The sequence below is a fragment of the Streptococcus sp. AS14 genome (assembly GCF_000286495.1).
GTDB lineage: Bacteria > Bacillota > Bacilli > Lactobacillales > Streptococcaceae > Streptococcus > Streptococcus sanguinis_P.
In genome coordinates, this window is sequence record NZ_ALKI01000002.1 from 112058 (window position 1) to 131231 (window position 19174).

General features: G+C 42.9%; 16 protein-coding genes. 1 reads left to right on the forward strand and 15 read right to left on the reverse strand.

Annotated features, from left to right (window positions below; genetic code table 11):
* Window positions 1-64: 64 nt before the first annotated feature.
* The 15 genes from der to HMPREF1150_RS09870 form a co-directional block, all read right to left on the reverse strand.
* The gene (gene der, locus HMPREF1150_RS09940; RefSeq protein ID WP_009659134.1) at window positions 65-1375 is read right to left on the reverse strand and encodes a ribosome biogenesis GTPase Der; all 1311 of its coding nucleotides are present in this window, start codon (window positions 1373-1375) and stop codon (window positions 65-67) included.
* A gap of 42 nt (window positions 1376-1417) precedes the next feature.
* Window positions 1418-2134, reverse strand: coding sequence for an NADPH-dependent oxidoreductase (locus HMPREF1150_RS09935; RefSeq protein ID WP_009659079.1), 717 nt, complete (start codon window positions 2132-2134; stop codon window positions 1418-1420).
* Complete coding sequence (dnaI, locus tag HMPREF1150_RS09930) at window positions 2131-3030, reverse strand: primosomal protein DnaI (RefSeq protein WP_009659093.1); 900 nt, start codon at window positions 3028-3030, stop codon at window positions 2131-2133. The genes HMPREF1150_RS09935 and dnaI overlap by 4 nt, the downstream gene beginning before the upstream one ends.
* A complete protein-coding gene (locus tag HMPREF1150_RS09925) occupies window positions 3031-4185 on the reverse strand; it encodes a DnaD domain protein (protein WP_009659109.1) in 1155 nt (384 codons plus the stop codon).
* The gene (gene nrdR / locus HMPREF1150_RS09920) at window positions 4186-4659 is read right to left on the reverse strand and encodes a transcriptional regulator NrdR (protein WP_009659110.1); all 474 of its coding nucleotides are present in this window, start codon (window positions 4657-4659) and stop codon (window positions 4186-4188) included. It abuts the gene before it with no gap.
* 170 nt (window positions 4660-4829) lie between these two features.
* Entirely contained in the window at window positions 4830-5645 is an 816-nt protein-coding gene (locus tag HMPREF1150_RS09915; protein ID WP_009659153.1) for an endonuclease/exonuclease/phosphatase family protein, read from the reverse strand.
* 17 nt (window positions 5646-5662) lie between these two features.
* Complete coding sequence (locus tag HMPREF1150_RS09910) at window positions 5663-7855, reverse strand: PTS transporter subunit IIBC (protein ID WP_009659115.1); 2193 nt, start codon at window positions 7853-7855, stop codon at window positions 5663-5665.
* Between the two features lie 287 nt (window positions 7856-8142).
* On the reverse strand, window positions 8143-8832 hold the full coding sequence (locus HMPREF1150_RS09905; protein ID WP_009659131.1) for a response regulator transcription factor: 690 nt from the start codon (window positions 8830-8832) through the stop codon (window positions 8143-8145).
* A gap of 9 nt (window positions 8833-8841) precedes the next feature.
* Window positions 8842-10266, reverse strand: a complete 1425-nt coding sequence (gndA, locus tag HMPREF1150_RS09900) for an NADP-dependent phosphogluconate dehydrogenase (protein WP_009659165.1) — start codon at window positions 10264-10266, stop codon at window positions 8842-8844.
* 566 nt (window positions 10267-10832) lie between these two features.
* Complete coding sequence (locus HMPREF1150_RS09895) at window positions 10833-11657, reverse strand: hypothetical protein (protein WP_009659100.1); 825 nt, start codon at window positions 11655-11657, stop codon at window positions 10833-10835.
* 42 nt (window positions 11658-11699) lie between these two features.
* Window positions 11700-14348, reverse strand: coding sequence for a valine--tRNA ligase (locus tag HMPREF1150_RS09890; protein WP_009659156.1), 2649 nt, complete (start codon window positions 14346-14348; stop codon window positions 11700-11702).
* A gap of 1 nt (window position 14349) precedes the next feature.
* Entirely contained in the window at window positions 14350-15291 is a 942-nt protein-coding gene (locus HMPREF1150_RS09885; RefSeq protein ID WP_009659092.1) for a hypothetical protein, read from the reverse strand.
* Between the two features lie 264 nt (window positions 15292-15555).
* On the reverse strand, window positions 15556-15810 hold the full coding sequence (locus HMPREF1150_RS09880) for a DUF1912 family protein (protein WP_002899692.1): 255 nt from the start codon (window positions 15808-15810) through the stop codon (window positions 15556-15558).
* Window positions 15811-15836: 26 nt separating this feature from the next.
* A complete protein-coding gene (locus HMPREF1150_RS09875) occupies window positions 15837-17198 on the reverse strand; it encodes a DUF438 domain-containing protein (RefSeq protein ID WP_009659078.1) in 1362 nt (453 codons plus the stop codon).
* Window positions 17199-17200: 2 nt separating this feature from the next.
* A complete protein-coding gene (locus HMPREF1150_RS09870) occupies window positions 17201-17431 on the reverse strand; it encodes a DUF1858 domain-containing protein (protein ID WP_002894544.1) in 231 nt (76 codons plus the stop codon).
* Between the two features lie 253 nt (window positions 17432-17684).
* Here HMPREF1150_RS09870 and HMPREF1150_RS09865 point away from each other — a divergent pair, with 253 nt between their 5' ends.
* Window positions 17685-19112 (forward strand): helix-turn-helix domain-containing protein, encoded by a 1428-nt coding sequence (locus HMPREF1150_RS09865; protein ID WP_009659081.1) that lies wholly within the window; start codon window positions 17685-17687, stop codon window positions 19110-19112.
* The last annotated feature ends 62 nt before the right edge of the window (window positions 19113-19174 follow it).

Below are 19174 nucleotides of genomic sequence, written 5' to 3' on the forward strand. Positions count from 1 at the left end.
GCTCTTATGCTTACTTTCATTTTTGCATATAAACGTATGTTTGTCAAATTGCTGTTTTACAACTCTACTTCCGCTTCCTTGCAATCAAGTGAATCGGGGTTCCTTCAAAAATAAAGGCCTTGCGGATTTGATTTTCCAAGAAACGCAGGTAAGAGAAATGCATGAGTTCTTCTTCGTTGACAAAGATGACAAAAGTTGGCGGTTTGGTCGCTACCTGAGTCGCATAAAAAATCTTGAGACGCTTGCCCTTGTCAGTCGGTGTCGGATTAATCGCGATAGCATCCATGATAACATCATTGAGGACCGCAGAGGGAATACGGGTATTCTGACTCTGACTGATTTGCTTAATCATGTCCGGCAGCTTATGGAGACGCTGCTTGGTCAGGGCAGAGACAAAGATAATTGGCGCATAAGACAAATACTGGAACTGGTCTCGGATATCTTCTTCCCAGTCTTTCATGGTATGGTTATCTTTTTCCAGCGTATCCCACTTATTGACAACAATAACAATACCTTTTCCAGCTTCATGGGCAAAGCCAGCGATTCGCTTGTCGTACTCACGAATTCCTTCTTCGGCATTCAGCACCATCAGAACGACATCTGAGCGATCAATGGCCCGCATGGCCCGCATGACAGAGTATTTTTCCGTATTTTCATAGACCTTGCCTGACTTGCGCATACCAGCCGTGTCGATCATGGTAAATTCCTGACCTTCACTGTCTGTAAAGACCGTATCAATAGCGTCACGCGTTGTACCAGCCACTGGACTAGCAATGACTCGATCTTCCCCCAAGATGGCATTGATCAAGCTAGACTTGCCGACATTAGGACGGCCAATCAAGCTAAACTTAATCATATCAGGATTTTCAGCCACTTCTTCATTTGGCAGATTTTCAACGATCGCATCAAGAACATCCCCTGTACCAATCCCGTGGACTGAGGAAACCGGGAATGGATCACCCAAGCCCAACGCATAGAAATCAAAAATCTCATTGCGCATTTCGGGATTGTCCACCTTGTTGACCGCTAAAATAATCGGCTTATGAGTCTTATAGAGCATGCGAGCCACATACTCGTCCGCATCCGTAATACCTTCCTTGCCAGACACGACAAAAACGATGACATCCGCTTCGTCCATAGCGATCTCAGCCTGGTGTTTGATTTGCTCCATAAAAGGCGCGTCAACATCGTCAATTCCGCCCGTATCAATAATACTAAACTTACGGTTGAGCCAGTTTGCGGTCGCATAGATTCGGTCGCGGGTCACCCCTTCAACATCTTCCACAATGGAAATCCGCTCACCCGCAATCCGATTGAAGAGCGTTGACTTGCCGACATTGGGACGGCCGACAATGGCAATAGTTGGTAAGGCCATGTTTTTCCTCTTTCATTCTTTAGGACAGAGCCAAACTCCGCCCTATTTTTCTAATTTCTTTTCTTTGAACAATTGGTCAATAGCCTGATTAGGCTCCTGACCAAATTGGGCAGCTAGGCGCTGACTCCAGGTTTCCTTAGCTCGCTCGCCAGCATATTCAGTCTGTACGCGGTCATAGGCTTGAATAGTTGAACAATCCTGTTCACGATATTCTTCCTTAAAGACCACTGCTTCATAAGGCAGACGTGGCTTGACTGCATGGTTCTGGTTAGGAGTCCCCAGAGCAATCCCAAAGACTGGATAAGTGTAGTCCGGCAGCTTGAAAAGCTCTGCTATTTGACTAGCAGCATAACGAACCAATCCAATGATTACCCCGCCATAACCCAAACTTTCAGCTGCTAACAGGGTATTTTGCCCCGCCAAAGCGGCATCTACTGAGCTAATCAGGAGATTTTCTGTTCCCTCAGGATAAAAGTCTTCCGTATGCATGTGAACGCCCTTTTGAGCTCGATTGAGGTCACCAACAAAAAGCAGAAAGGCTGAAGACTGCCTAATGGCTTCTTGAGGCACCAAGTCAAAGAGGGCTTCTTTTTTCTCTTTGCTTCGCACCACAATGATAGAATAGGACTGAAAATTCTTCCAGCTGGACGCAGCTCGCCCAGCATCAATGATAGCACGTAATTCCTTATCCGAAATCTGCTCCTCCGTAAAGCGGCGAACAGACGTATGAGATTTCATTAAGTTAATCGTTTCATTCATCGGCGGTTCTCTCCTTCTAGGCGTACCTCCTGAGCCAGATACTTAATCCGCTCCATAACTCGCTTAGCCTGCCAAGTCTCATCGCCATTCTTAGAGCTGGCAAAGTGACGCTCTAAATCCGCAAAACTAAAGTTAGAAGTAAAGAAAGTTGGCAGATTTTCCTGCATACGGTGCTGGAGAATGACTTGCAAAATCTCATCGCGCATCCAGGGGCTAGACTGCTCTGCACCGATATCGTCCAAAATCAGCACTTGAGCCGTCTTGACCTGGTCAATCTTATCCTTGACCAAGCCAGAGCTGATCGCATTCTTAACATCCAAAACAAAGCTTGGGTAATGGAGAAGAGTCGTTGAAACACTGCGCTTCTCTGACAGATCATGCGCCAGAGCTGCCATCATGTAGCTCTTTCCGACTCCAAAATCCCCGTAGAGATAAACAGCCTTCTGATAATGAGGAAACTCAGCAACAAAGTTGGTCAACAGTTCAAAAGCTTTGTAGCGGCCAACATCATCCAGATCCACCTGAGCTAGACTAGCTTCTTTGAGGCTGGCTGGTAGACTGATAAGATTGAGACGGCTTCTAATGGCCTCCTGTCTCTCCTGCTCAATCAACTCAGGCGTTTCTTCATAGGCAACATCCGCATAGCCTTCATTTTTCACCAAGATTGGCTTATACCCCTTAGCAATATAGGTCTCGTCCCCCAGCAAAAAGCGATTGCGCTCCGTAATATACTGGTTAAACTTGGAGACACTGCGCTGAATCTCAGCTTGGGTCAGCTTTTCCTGCTGGATAAAGGCTGCCACATCTGGGTCCGCCATGATTTGCTTGACCAGCTCCTGATAGTCAAACTGTCGCACCCTATTCATATGAGGCATATTCTGTCCTATTTTCTCCATTTATTCGCCTCCTCCTTCAAGTTTGGCTAAGAGCCGACGTTTCTGCTCATCTAGCTCGGCCTGCTTCTCTGCGCTCGTTTCATTTTTATAATCCGGCTGACTCCAGTCAGGTACGTTGCTCTTGGTAGAGCCTTGTCCAGATTTAGCTGGACGGTTCTGGGGCTGCTGGTTGCGCTCACGGATTCTCAAGACTGCTTCCTCAGCTGTCGTCACCTTTTGATAAGAAAAATCATTAGCTACCTTGAGGGCATACTTTTCATTGAGATTGGCTGAATCCACCTTATTAAAGGTCAAGAGCAAGATTACGTTGATAACCTCGTCCAAAAGGCCTAATTCAGCTAAATCTAGCAAAAGCTTTCTCTCCGTCCTCGTAATAGCAGCCTGACGGGTTTTTTTGATTTCTGCCAGGAAAACCATTGGCGATGTTCGTTTCGCTTCTTGGATAATAGACTGCTCTTGCTTAGAAAACTGACCTTCTGCTGGCTTCTGAACTAGCTTTTGCTTCATCCGCTTGGTAGAAATGACCTGAGAAACGGCAGTTTCTCTAGCCAAGACATAGGTCTCATACCAAGTCCACTTCTTCTGCTCAGCAATTGCAAACAATTCTAGCACATCTTCCTTTTCATTGGCAAAGCGAAGATTGTCCTGAGCCATCCGTTGCTTGAAATACTCCAAATCAAAATCATTGGCCTTTCGCACTGCCCTTGGCTGCTCAGCTTCCATACCAAACACCTGCATAAAAGGCTTGACCAATTTCTCTCCGCTAGGATTTTCTGGTCGCAGGGCTTCTGCAGCAGCTTCTCCGATTTTCTTTTCCAAGAGCCGGCTGTACACATTATGGCTGAAAAATTCCTCCGCCGTTAAGGTCGGGTGGAGTTGAACCAGATAGTGGTCATCTGTTTGATAAAGATCTACTAGCTTAATCGCCGCTAAACGCTCAAAACTTTCTTCTAAAATATTAAGTCCAAAATCTAAATGATTAAGAATCTGACTGAAGAGGTGCTGCTTTTGCCCATTATCCCCAAAAGACAGCAGATAAAGATAAAGTGCTATCGCTTCTCTCCCTAAAATCGGCAAATAGAGCTTGGTCAAGACAGCAATATCTGGGCTGACTGCATTATTGCGCAAGAAAGAAAACTGATGGTTTGGTTTCATTTATTTGTCCTTTTTCTTCTTGGACCCCTTGGTAATCTGCTTGAGCAGGCTTTCCAGCTCGCCCACATCCTTGAAACTCCGGTAAACACTGGCGAAACGAACGTAGGTGATTTCATCCAGATCTGCCAGTTCATCCATGACTAAGGATCCAATATACTCACTATTGATTTCATTGTCGCTCTGACTGCGGACCTTTTGCTCGATTCGGTTGACAATCTCCTCTATTTCGTCACTAGATACTGGCCGCTTTTGAGCGGAGCGAATAATACCGTTAAAAATCTTATCCCGAGAAAATTGCTCACGCGTCCCGTCCTTTTTGACAACCACTAGGGTTCTCTCTTCAACGCGCTCGTATGTCGTAAAGCGGTGTTGACATTCCTCACACTCACGGCGACGGCGGATTGTATTCCCATCTTCTGCCTGTCTGCTATCAACTACACTTGATTTATTCCCACCACATTTCGGACAACGCATACCATTTCCTCCTAGAATCCTAATACTTCATTATAACACGTTTTCAAGAATAACAAAAGACAGCCGTTTGGAGGGTAATATTTCACCATTTTGCTCTAAAAATATGTTTATCAAAAAGAAAAAGAGAGGCAAACCTGTTGCATTCACAGTCTTGCCTCATCTTTTTACTTCTATAATGCCACTTGCACTTCTAAACCAAAGTGGTCACTGACAACAGGGGTTTCTTTCCCGTCAAAAACAACAGCGGAGCGCTCAACATCCATCCCTTGACTAGTGAAAACATAGTCTATCTTCAGAGCGTGTTTATTATCATCCCAGCCTGCAATAGTCCCTTCTACTGTCGCCTCTCCGATAGCTTCTTTTGCAGCAGTATGGCTATCCTGCAGCTTCAGTGGACTGGCTAAGATAGTCTGGTAGCCTTGTTGACCGACTGGATTGTTGAAATCGCCCATGAGGACCAGAGGAGTTTCTGCTTTTAGCAGCTCTTCTTCAAGCTTAGCCCATTCCCCCTGGAAGCCTTTGTCCCACCAAGACAGATGGCAGGAGGCAATTGTCAGCAATTGGCCTTCTACCTCAGTCTCGGCTAGCAAGACCTTACGAGTATGATAATCCGTAGGATCATTAGCCTCTGATACCAGAACTTCTCTAGGAGCCATAGGATTTCTAGATAGGATTGCCACTCCTTCGTTATAAATATCAAACCCAATATGATTATAGGCCCAGGACCAATGATAGTCCAGTCCTGCCTCAGCCAATTTTTCTACCAAACAAAGGGCAAAATGGTCTTGATGGATCTCAATTGCGCCCTCAACCGCCTGATAGAAAGGAGCCTGAACAACCTGTTCAGACTCCGTTAATTGATTGACTTCCTGCAGGCAAATGACGTCATATTTTTCTTGAAGAATGCGTTCTGCAAGCTGATTAAGCTTGGTTTCTTGCTCTTCTTCCATCCAACTATGAGTATTTAATGTCAGGAATTTTGCCATGATTTCTCTTTTCTATATTACAATTCAACCTTAGCAACAACTGTCTTAGCAGATGCTTGACCAAGTTTTTCTACTGTTACAGACTTGATAGCTGCTGCATTTGTGAAGACTACGATTGTTGAAGTTTCACGTCCTGCTTCCTTGATTGCTTCCAAGTCAGCCGTGACTAGAAGATCTCCAGCTGCAACTTTTTGACCTTCTGAAACATGAACTTCGAAAGGTTTACCTTCAAGGCTAACAGTTTCCAAACCAATATGTACCAAGACTTCTAAGCCGTTATCTGTCACAAGACCGATAGCGTGCTTGCTAGGGAAGACGCTAGTTACTGTACCAGCAACTGGTGAATAAATCTTACCATTTTCAGGCTCAACTGCAAATCCGTCACCCATCATTTTTTGTGAAAATACTGGATCTTTAACATTTACCAAGTCAATGACTTGACCGTCCGCAACAGTTTCAACTTCCTCAGTCACACCTTTGTAAGTAACTTCGGCAGCTGCTGATTCTGCTTTTTGGCTAGGAAGTGTTTCAGGAATCACTTCACCAGAATCCAACAAGTCTTGAATATCAGATTTGAGAACATCAGCTTTTGGTCCGTAGATAGCCTGAACGCCTTGACCTTTCATAACCAAGCCCATAGCGCCTTCAGCTTTCCACTGTTCTTCTGTTCCAACTTTTTCAGCATCTTTGACAGTCACACGCAGACGAGTCATACATGCATCTACATCTACGATATTAGCACGACCACCCAGAAGATTGATAACATTTACTGCTTGAGAAGCTTCAGCAACTTTACCGCCGGTTGACTCTGATGAAGAAGCTTCATCTGAACCATCTGCTGTTTCATAGTTACCGTTACGTCCTGGAGTTGCATAGTTGAACTTCTTGATCATGAAGTTAGAAATGAGGTACATCACAACACCAAAGAGGATAGTTACCCAGATGAAGTTGATGATATCCATTCCCAAGCCAGCATTGATGGCCATAGGAGTACGGGTCAAGAATTCGATAGAACCGAATGAGTGCACACGAAGGTTAACGATGTCAGCCATTGCAAACGCAGCACCTTGTACAAATGCATAAATGATATACAGTGGTGTTGCAACAAACATGAACATGTACTCGATTGGTTCAGTAACCCCTGTCAAGAAGGTTGCCAAAGCAGTCGCAATCATCATACCTTTGTATTTGTGCTTCTTGTCAGCATCCACATTGTGATAGATAGCTGCCGCTACCCCCATAAGGATACCGAATGAACCAATCATCTGACCAACTTTGAATCGAGCTGGATGAACTGTATCAAGCAAGTGTTGGTAAGTAGAAGGATCAGCTGATTTCGTACCAACCAAGTCAGTTACCCAAGCCAACCATAGAGGGTCTTGACCAGCTACAGTTGTTCCCGCACCAGAACCAGTAATAACGTGATAAACACCACCTAGTTCTGTGTAGTTCATTGGAATGGTCAACATGTGGTGCAAACCAAATGGAAGCAAGAGACGTTCCAAAGTACCATAGATGAATGGTGCCAAAACTGGTGCAGTATCTTGTGAGTTAGCAATCCAAATACCAAAGCTGTTGATACCTGATTGAACAACTGGCCATACGAATGACAAAACAATTGCTACGATTACTGAGCGCAAGATAACAACGAAAGGTACAAAACGCTTACCATTGAAGAATGACAAGGCATCTGGCAATTTACGGAAATTGTAGTATTTGTTATAAGCTGTCGCTCCAACAAAACCAGCAATAATTCCGACAAATACACCCATGTTCAGAGCTGGTGACTCTAGAACGCTAATGAAATAATCAGAAACCTTAATAGATGCACCAAACATTGTTTTAACTACAGCAGCCTTATCTGAGAGCATATCGCTGGTAACACCAAACATAACACCAGTGATACGGTTAATCAGGATAAAGGACAGACCTGCTGCGAAGGCACCGCCTGCGCGTTCTTTTGCCCAGCTTCCACCGATAGCCAAAGCAAAGAGGATATGCAGGTTACCAATAACCCCCCAACCAATCTGCTCTAAAACACCACCAGTAGTGACTAAAACACCTAGATTTGGATTAATCATCGGGATAGACTTACCGATACTAATCATCAGTCCTGCTGCCGGCATAACAGCAACGACCACCATCAAAGCTTTACCGAATTTTTGCCAAAATTCAAAGCTAAAAATGTTCTTGAATGAATCTTTCATCATTCAGACCTCCTTATATTTTTTGCAAACCACTCCTTTTTGTGAAATCGTTTGCATATCGATACATCTATTATAGCACGATTTTTTATTTTGTAAAGGCTTTTATAAAAAAATTTTCTCTTTTTTTGCACCTAAAATACTGAATTTTCTCTTCAAGAGTTATATTTTTGCTATATTCAAACGAAAACGATTGCATAAAATAGTTAGAAAAATCCCATTAGTTCTCCTATCTATACTATAACAAGAGCAAAAAAACTCCGTCTCCTAAGGAGAACAGAGTCTTTAATTTTCTATTCTTGCATGGCATAACCAATACCGCGAACGGTTTTGATATAGCTTGGCTGCCCCTCCACATCAATTTTACTGCGCAGATAACGAATATAAACATCTACAACGTTGGTCTCCGTTGCACTCTCGTACTTCCAGACACGCTCCAGCAGCTGCTCACGGCTCATGACCTTATTGCTGCCCATCAGGGTTACCAGCAGATCGTACTCCCGCCGCGTCAGCGCAATAACTTCCTCGCCACGGTAAACTGTGTGATTTTTAATATCCACTCGCAGATTCCTGTAAGAGGTCGGAATTTTTAAGAGGCTGCAGTGCTGGTCGATAAAGTCACGACCGCGGAAAATGATGGAGACACGCTCCACTAAATCACTGATAATGAAAGGCTTGACTACGTAGGAAACAGCAAAATGCTGGATTGCTTCCCGCTGATCTGCAATCTCTTCGCGACTAGCCAGAACGATAATGACGGACGCTGGCTTAATCAAGCTCAGCTGCTGAGCAAAATCGCTGGCAGTCATATCTTGAAGATCATAGTTGAGCAAGAGCAAGTCATAATCCACATCTTTAGCCAAAGCCAGTCCCTCTTGACCAGTCTCAGCCAAATCTACAAGAAAGCTTTCCTTTTGCAGTTCCAAACTCACAAATCGGGCAAGATTTTTTTCATTTTCTACTAGTAAAATTCGCTTTGCCATAGGCCTATCCTATTTTTCGTCGTACCAAGAATAGTGGTAGGTACCTTCTTTGTCTTTACGGTTATATGTATGAGCACCAAAGTAATCACGCTGTGCCTGAATCAGATTCGCTGGCAGATTTTCCGCACGGTAGCTATCAAAGTAAGCAATGGCACTGGAGAAAGTTGGGACTGGTACACCTGCTTGCACAGCCAAGCTGACAACATCACGGACTGCCTGCTGGTACTTAGCCGTAATATCCATAAAGTATTCATCCAAGAGCAGGTTTGCTAGATCAGCATCACGGCCATAAGCATCTGTAATCTTTTGAAGGAAGCGGGCACGGATGATACAGCCAGCACGCCAGATAGAAGCAATCTCTCCGAACGGCAGATTCCAATTATTTTCCTTAGAAGCTACACGCAACTGAGCAAATCCTTGAGCATAAGACATGATTTTTGAGAAGTAAAGAGCCTGACGGATCTTTTCAATCAACTCCGCCTTATCTCCCTCAAAGGTGAAAGCAGCTGGTTTTGGCAATACCTTGCTGGCAGTCACACGCTCATCTTTATAGGTAGAAATGTAACGCGCAAAGACTGACTCTGTAATCAATGGCAGTGGCACACCTAAATCCAAAGAAGATTGACTGGTCCACTTACCAGTTCCCTTATTGCCAGCTGCATCCAGAATGTAGTCAACGATTGGACCATCTTGACCTTCATCGTCCTTGCGTGTCAAGATATCCGCTGTAATCTCAATCAGATAGCTGTCCAGTTCGCCTTTGTTCCACTCTGTGAAGATATCTGCCATTTCACTAGCTGAAAGGCCCAGCAAGTGCTGCATAAGGTCATAACTCTCAGCGATAAGCTGCATATCTCCATATTCAATTCCGTTATGGACCATTTTTACATAGTGACCAGCGCCATCAGGACCGATATAGGTCACACATGGTGCACCGTCTTCAGGAGCTTTAGCAGAGATTTCTTCCAAGACATCCGCTACCAACTCATAAGCTTCTTTTTGACCACCCGGCATGATAGATGGCCCTTCCAATGCGCCCTTTTCACCACCAGAAACACCTGTACCGATGAAATTGATACCAGAGTTAGCCAACTCTTCATTACGGCGAATAGTATCCTTGTAGAAAGTATTCCCGCCGTCAATCAGAATATCGCCCTTATCCAAGTGAGGAAGCAAGGCCTGAATAGTCGCATCTGTACCAGGACCAGCTTGAACCATCAGCATAATCCGACGTGGCTTTTCGATAGAGTTCACAAAAGACTCTACATCATAGCTTGGCACAAAGTTCTTCTCAGGATGAGAGGCAATGACGTCCTCTGTCTTGTTTGCTGAGCGATTATAAATGGCAACTGTGTAGCCACGAGATTCGATATTTAGGGCAAGGTTACGGCCCATAACAGCCATACCAACAACACCAAAATTTGCTTTAGTCATTATGTTCTCCTATAGTTTGTTTGTCTTATTTTATCATTTTTAAGGCTTAAAAGAAAGTATTAAGTCGGTGAGGGATGAAAGGGGGAGGGATAGAAAAACCAAGCTCAGATGAAACTGAACTTGGTTGTGGGAGTTTATAATAAAGTAGAGACTTTCATAGTAGTCTCCAAATGCCTAGTTGGAATGTTCTCTGGCTGAACATTGTGGATATCACAATAATCCAGCTGAGTGTATGAATGATCTAATTGATATATCCGGACATACTAATAAACTAATTAGCCTACATCAGTCGGAATTCTCGGTCTGTTAAAATCCCAACTCAATTCACCCAAAAAGTCTGAAAGGAAGGCTGCAATGTTTTACTTCTCAGTGCGGTTTGAACTTGCAGGATTTGGCATGTAGTAACCTGTTTTCTAAAATATTGATTTTTCTATGAAAATACTAAAGATAGTACAATAATAAAAAATCTATTCTTTTCATCAATTAAGGTTGATATTACATTTCTCAATCCTTTATTTATTACTATTGTATACATTTATATACTACACCAAAATAATTGGTAATTATTATTTAAATATAAATTTTATAACAAGAATAAATATTGGAGCTATAACTACACTTATAGAAGAAATGGTGTTAATAAGTGTTGTTTTCATTTTGGACTTGTATACTAAAATCAAACTGCATAATCTTTCAATTAGAGTTTTCAGACTAAAGAACAAAAAGGAAAGAGCAATTAATGCTACAGGCAATGAAATAAACATTGAGAAATCAGATAAAATAATAGGATATTTAAAAATCTGTATAAAACCGTCCTTAATCTCTAAATAAGTAAATAAGTATAAAACGAAAGCTAATATAAACCCTAAAGTTTTGATGAGACTTTGCTTATCTAGCAAGTACTTAATAACTACTAAAATAATATAGATTAAAACCATTAATAACACTTGCTTCAAAGTTGAATCAAACGATAAAACTAGATTATCTTTAATTATATTTGTTTCCCAAACCGAAGATATATTTTCGAAACCACTCCAATCATTAATAATTAAATTGAAAATAAAAATAAAGGAAATAATCAAAAAAGATATTATGTATAAATTGTCTGATAAAAATTTTTTATCTTCTAATATTTCCTCCTCAAATTTATCAAGCTCATTCTTTAGTTCTATATTTATATTCTGTGGATTATTAACTTGAATGTAACCATTTTGAATATTTATATCCTTGAAGTCAAAATTTGAATTGTTTTGATAATTGTAATTAGATACAATTGATTCTATCTGTTTCTTATCAGTAAAGTCACTTTTTATTTGCCATAAAAATGATAAAACAGGTATCCCGTATGTAATAAAACCGGCCAATATTTCTACTACATTTTTAAGATTCATTTAAATTTTTCTCCTTTTTCTAAAAAATACATGTTGCCAGCTTTATCCCACCAACTTCTTCATTTCCTCAATACGCTCTACGGTCGCGTCGTACTTGGCTTGGTAGTCGGCTTGTTTGTCGCGTTCTTTTTGGACGACTTCTGGTTTGGCGTTGGCTACGAAGCGTTCGTTAGAGAGTTTCTTGCCAACCATATCCAGTTCTTTCTGCCATTTGGCTAGTTCTTTTTCGAGACGAGCCAGTTCTTCCTCAATATTGAGGAGGTCTGCCAGCGGCAAGTAGATTTCTGCGCCTGTGATGATACTGGACATGACCAGCTCTGGAACAGCAAGGTCTGCTGCGATTTCCAAATGCTCAGGATTGGTGAAGCGCTTGATATAGTTGATATTATCCTTGAAGAAGGTTTCCAGCGCGCTGTCTGTCATCTTAATCAAGATGGTAATCGGCTTGCTTGGCGCCACATTGACCTCAGCTCTGCTATTGCGCACCGAACGGATCAGATCCTTGAGGGCTTCCACGCCAGCTGCTGCCTCGGCATTTTCAAACTCTGGACGAACTACTGGATAAGCCGCTGTCACAATGGTGCCTTCTGAGATTTGACCAAAGATTTCCTCGGTCACGAAAGGCATGATTGGGTGAAGCAGACGCAGGATTTGGTCCAGCGTGTAAAGGAGGACAGAGCGAGTGATGACTTTCTCGTCTTCATTATCGCTGTAAAGCACTTCCTTAGTCAGCTCCACATACCAGTCGGCAAATTCATCCCAAATGAAGTTGTAGAGAATGTGTCCAGCTACACCAAATTCAAACTTATCGAAGTTCTCAGTGACCTTGCCAATGGTTTCATTGAGGTTGTGGAGAATCCAGCGGTCAGTGACATTACCTGCCTGACCAGCCGCCACCTGAGCGACATCCTCACGCGCCGCATCCAGCGTCAAGCCTTCATTGTTCATGAGGATATAGCGGGAAATGTTCCAGATTTTGTTAATGAAGTTCCAAGAAGCATCCATTTTCTCGTAAGAGAAGCGGACGTCTTGTCCAGGGGCAGAGCCGTTTGATAGGAACCAACGCAGGGCATCGGCACCGTATTTCTCGATGACATCCATTGGATCAATCCCATTACCGAGAGATTTAGACATCTTACGTCCTTGCTCGTCACGGATAAGACCGTGGATAAGAACGTTTTGGAATGGCTGACGGCCAGTGAATTCCAATGATTGGAAGATCATACGAGACACCCAGAAGAAGATGATGTCGTAACCTGTTACCAAGGTTGAAGTTGGGAAGTAACGTTTGAAGTCCTCTGAGTCGACATCCGGCCAGCCCATGGTTGAGAAGGGCCAAAGGGCTGAACTGAACCAAGTATCCAAGACGTCTTCGTCTTGCGTCCATCCGTCACCTTCTGGCGCTTCTTCGCCCACATAAATTTCGCCATTTCCATTGTACCAAGCAGGTATTTGGTGCCCCCACCAGAGCTGCCGAGAGATAACCCAGTCGTGGACATTTTCCATCCATTGGAGGAAGGTATCATTGAAACGAGGTGGGTAAAATTCTACCTTGTCCTCTGTGTCTTGGTTGGCAATAGCATTCTTCGCCAATTGGTCCATCTTGACGAACCATTGCGTAGACAAACGCGGCTCAACCATAACTCCTGTCCGCTCTGAGTGACCAACACTGTGGACACGTTTTTTGATTTTAACCAGAGCACCGATTTCTTCCAGTTTATTGACAACCGCTTTGCGGGCTTCGAAACGGTCTAACCCTGCAAATTCAAAGGCCAAGTCATTCATGGTTCCGTCGTCGTTCATAACGTTAATTTGTGGCAAGTTATGGCGTTGACCAACCAAGAAGTCGTTTGGATCGTGGGCAGGCGTGATTTTCACGACACCTGTACCAAACTCAGGATCTGCGTGCTCATCTCCAACGATTGGGATGAGTTTATTAGCGATTGGAAGGATAACGTTTTGTCCAATCAAGTCTTTGTAACGTGGGTCTTCTGGATTGACTGCAACCGCAACATCCCCAAACATAGTCTCAGGACGAGTTGTCGCAACTTCAAGGGCGCGTGAGCCGTCTTCAAGCATGTAGTTCATGTGGTAGAAGGCACCTTCCACGTCCTTATGGATCACCTCGATATCAGAAAGGGCTGTGCGAGCTGCTGGGTCCCAGTTGATGATAAACTCACCACGGTAGATCCAGCCTTTCTTGTAAAGCTCGACAAAGACCTTGCGGACGGCTTTTGATAGACCTTCATCAAGAGTGAAACGCTCACGAGAATAGTCCACAGAGAGGCCCATCTTGCCCCATTGCTCCTTGATGGTTGTCGCGTATTCGTCTTTCCATTCCCAGACTTTATCTAGGAATTTTTCACGACCCAGGTCATAGCGGGAAATGCCTTGCTCCCGCAAGCGCTCCTCGACCTTAGCCTGAGTCGCAATACCCGCGTGGTCCATGCCAGGAAGCCAAAGTGTATCGAAGCCTTGCATACGCTTCTGACGGATGATGATATCCTGCAAGGTCGTATCCCAGGCGTGACCAAGGTGAAGTTTCCCAGTTACGTTTGGTGGTGGAATCACAATCGAATAAGGCTTAGCCTTTTTATCTCCTGAAGGCTTGAAAACATCAGCATCAAGCCATTTTTGGTAACGACCAGCCTCAACCTCGGCTGGATTGTATTTAGGTGAAAGTTCTTTCATTTTAGTTGTCCTTCTCTTCGTTGGTAATATAAAGTATACTATAAGGAAGTAGTTGATACTTTTCTATATAATAATTTATATTATTTTTAATATTTTCTAAATAAATTTCAAGTCTACGTAGTATCATTTCCTCTTCTAGTGGATCATAAGTACTACTTGTTAACAATGAGTATCCACTAAAATGACTTAAACTACTAGAAAATCCGTATATGTAGTCATATTCGTTTTCTAAATTAGCTTGTTTTGCTTTCTCTCTCCAATTGATTCGAGTTTTTTTAAACTCTTTCTGTATTTCTTCCTTACTTTTATTTTTGAATAATTTTGCATGACTTTTTAAATCTTGAAAAAATATAACTTCTTCGTCATCGAGTTTCTTTAATTCTTTATCGTAAAATGGAATGCCTTCCTCCTTTAAACAATAAATTTGAAAGTTTAATCCATTTTTATATAAATCGTTATACGATGTATGAATAAAGAAATTATCCCGAATTATCTCTCTAAAAAACTCTAAATCTATTTCTTCTTGTCTAGGGATTTCTTCTAAGTTTATCATACTCGTTACTTCAATATTTTTAGAAAACTTACCAGCTGAGTTTTCTAAGACTTTAATCTCTTGTTCTAATTGATTTTTTCTGTACTCTATATTTTTTCTTTCACTGGAGAGCAAATCATAGTATAGTTTAAACACATACTTTTCATCTTGAATCAAGAGAATCAATGTAATCAAACCTTCAAAAATAAATCTAATGGATATCATATTTTGTAATATGTTTTTTTGATTATTTATTATATAATTAGAAGATTTGATAATAGAAGCTAGTATATTCCGGAGGATCATTTCAGATTTTATAGTAACTATATTTTTATTTTGAAACTCTCTATTCAAATAAATCATTTTATTTATTATCCGTAATTCTTTAATTAACGCCTGTACTTGCTCCATCTTCCTACCTCACTTTCCATAAAAAAAGTCCCTGCCATATCCATGACAGGGACGAATCAATATCCGCGGTACCACCCAATTTCGGGCAGTTGCCCGCAACTTTCGTCTTTGAAGTAAATACAAAGACACTTTTATTTCAATTTTTCATCTCATCAGCAACCAGCTTTGACACATTTGTGGACTTCTCAGCACCGCCACTTTCTGTAAAATGCTTGACTCAAAACACCTCTGATGAACTTATTCTATCACCTTTCCAGCGAAAAATCAATAATTTCTCTCACCCAAAAGTCCGTCTGGCAGGTCATGAAATCCCTTGCCCGCCTGATAGTTGGCGAATTTCCCCAAAAGGAACTGGTAAGCATCGAGACGACTTTCATAGCGGATGGCTGCTTCCTTAGCCCGCTCATCCTGGTCCGCCTCGTAGACTGCCTGACTCTCCTTGAGGGCCATCTCGTTAATCATGACCTGGGTCTTGACCCAAGCTTCAAACTCCTGTAAAAATTCTTGTTCGTAACTCATTTTTCTCACTTTCTAACTGCAAATACCTAGTCCAAATCTCGGTAAAAATCACTGTCAATGTCACGGAAGGGCTGAATGTCCTGTACATACTCCAGCACCCCTTGAAATTCACCAGCCTCATCCCGCACCGCCGCATAGGTCACATGAACAAACTTGCCCCGCGATTCCGACTTGAACCACATCTCAAACTTGTCCCGCTCTCCATCGCGCAGAGCCTTGAAAATCCGCCGCACCTTATCCAAAAACTTGGGCGGGTGGCAGAGCTCGACATTGCGCCCTATCTGGGAAAGCGTCCGCTTGAAAATCATCTCATCTGCAGGCACACTATCATTATAGTACTGGAAAATATCGTCCTTATTGACAAAGGTAATCTCCATGGGCAGATGGTCCAAAATCAGATTGGCCTCCGCCACCGACAGATAGCCATGACCAAAAGGCTGCTGGGTCTCCCGATTAAAGGTTTGCTCCTTCTTTTCCTTGGGCTTAAAGGAAATGGTGATCTGACCATCCGGCGTATCAATGACCTGCTGAAACCTGCCATCACTAGTCTGTTCTATACTGGCTGGCGCTTCGCTTCCTTCATCAGCAGCATCCCCAGCTTCCTCCTCCGAGAATGAATGTCGCGCAGGAATCCATTTCTCCGTCGGCTTGATGATAGCATAGCCATAAGCATCGCTCTCCTCAGCAATCTTGAGCCAGTCATCCTGAGTAAAGGATTCGAGGAGAATCATAAGAAGGATAGACTCTTCCTTGAAGATCATAGCTTCAAACTCAGCCGCAAAAGTCTCAAACTTTTCCTTGACTTCCTCAATCGAAGTATCCGGTAGCTGCTCTGCAGCAATCTTAGCCTCTTGGAAAAGGTCTCGAATCTGGTCATCCACCCCCCACATGACCTTGGGCGGCGAATCATGGCCGTAGCTCTCCATGATGGGAAACATGAGCTCTTCCTTGCGCTGATAGTGGATATCAAACTGCCCCACCAAACCCAGCTGGCGCTGGAGTCCCTTGCGGATTTCAGGAAGAAGCTCCTCATCTTCTGTGCTTTCATAGGTAGATAGGAGTCTTCGAACCCGCATAAGGGCAGCCCGCAGCGCTAGATTTTCCTGCTTAAAAATCTGAACAGGATGGCCTGGATGGTCGGTATCAGCTACCTCCACATCCTGAATGGCACCTTTAAAGAGGTTAGCATGGACATTGCAGAGGGACATGACATCTTCGAAGGTCACTCCCGTATCCGAGTTCATCAGCTCATGCTCCATCAGGCTGATTTCGATAGCGGACACGCCAGCAAAATGCTTGTTGAAAAGCTCCTGAACAGATTCTGCCGAAGCTCCATTATGTAGGTCCAGCAAGATTGACTTGAGGACTTCAATGCGTTCAGTAGCCATGCCTAAATCCCCACCACTTCATAGCCGTTTAATTCCAGAGTTTGCTTGATTTTATTAAGGTCAATGCCGTTCATACCAGCACCTTTTTTGATAGAAACCACGCGCCCGACTGTATTGCGCATAACGGGATTGGCCAGAGGCGTAAAGCCCAACTCGACCAAAACATCCAAAACCTCTGGCTGCTTCTCAATCACTTCTGCCACTGGGATAGACAAATCAATCACATTATCCATATCTGCTCCCTCATAGTCATTTTTCTACAATTATACCATAAAAAATCTATCAGACCCAAAGCAAAAAAGTGTGATAATTTGCTCTTCTTACGCTTGTTCAAAAGGAATGGAATGGCGAATTAAGATAGACATGATGACAGATTGTTTCAGTTTATTATTTCCTTAGACAACGATAAGAAAAAATAAAGCACATTGCTTCGTCTTTTTTCCCTTTTGTGATAAGCTAAGATTAGTGAATTGAGAGGGTTTTCGTATGTATCTTGCAGACTTAATGGAAAAGAGTGAAGCGGGGCAGTTTATTGTCCTGTCTTATTTACAGCAGCATTCTACATCCAGTTTGAAGGACGTCATGTCAGAAACAGGATTCTCGAAGGCAACCTTGACCAAGTACATTAGCTTGATTAACGACAAGGCTATGGACCATCATGCAGCCTTATCCATCCATCTTCAGGACGAAACGCTCAGTCTGTCTGTCGGACCGGATACCAAAGGTCGCGACATTCGCAGACTCTTTTTGGGCAATGCTATCAAATACCAGATTTTAAACTACCTGCTCTATCATCAGCAGTTTTTAGCCCATCAATTAGCTCAGGAGCTGATGATCAGTGAAGCAACACTTGGCCGCCATATATCTGGGCTAAATCAAATTTTATCAGAGTTTGAGCTATCTATCCAAAATGGCCGCCTGAAAGGGCCTGAACACCAGATCCGCTATTTTTATTTCTGCCTCTTTCGCAAGGTTTGGTCTAGTCAAGATTGGGAAAAAGAACTTCAAAAATCAGAAAGAAGGCAGGAAGTTGCCGTCTTAGAAGAACTCTGCGGAGCCCAACTCTCTCAAGGTCAGCGATTGGACTTGGCCCTTTGGGCACATATCACCCAACAGCGCCTAAGAGTCAATGCCTGTCAATTCCAAAACATCGAGCAGAAAATGCAGGGCTATTTTGAAAACATCTTCTATCAACGCTTGCATCGCCGAGCAAATGATTTCTTTGCCGGGCAGCACATCACCCTGAGTCTCGAAGATGGCGAAATGATGATTTTCTTTTCATTTCTGCTTTCCCATCGGATTTTACCCCTGCACACCATGGAATATATACTGGGCTTTGGCGGTGAAATTGCCAGTCTGATTACGCAACTCATTCAAGAGATGAAATCTCAGGACTTGCTAGGGGACTACATTGAAGACCAAGTGACCTACGAACTCAGTCAGCTCTGCGCCCGCGTCTTTCTTTTCCGAGGCTATCTCTTGCAAGACAAATACAAGCACGCTCTGGAATTGCGCCATCCTTACTTATGGAGCGAATACGATTATCGACAAGTGGCAGACACTATTTTTAGTAAACTGCCTATTTTCCGGCAGGGAACATCTCTGGATAAAAAGGTGTTGTGGGAATGGCTCCAGCTGATGGAGTACATTGCTGAAAATGACGGGCAGGTCATCAAGATAGGCATGGACTTGACAGATAGCTTTATCGTTGTTTCTAGAATGACAGCCATTTTAAGACGCTATTTAGAGTACAATCGCTTTATTACGATTGAATCCTACGACCTTACCAGAAATTATGACCTCATCATCACCAACAATCCTATTCATCAGACCCAGCAAGTTCCTATCTATTATTTAAAAAATGACTTGGATTTGGAAGATTTGGCTCAAATCCGTCACATGATATTTCATTAAGAAACTTGGAGAAATCCAGGTTTCTTTGTGATTTTCGCACAATCTCCTCAGATTTTTTTAAA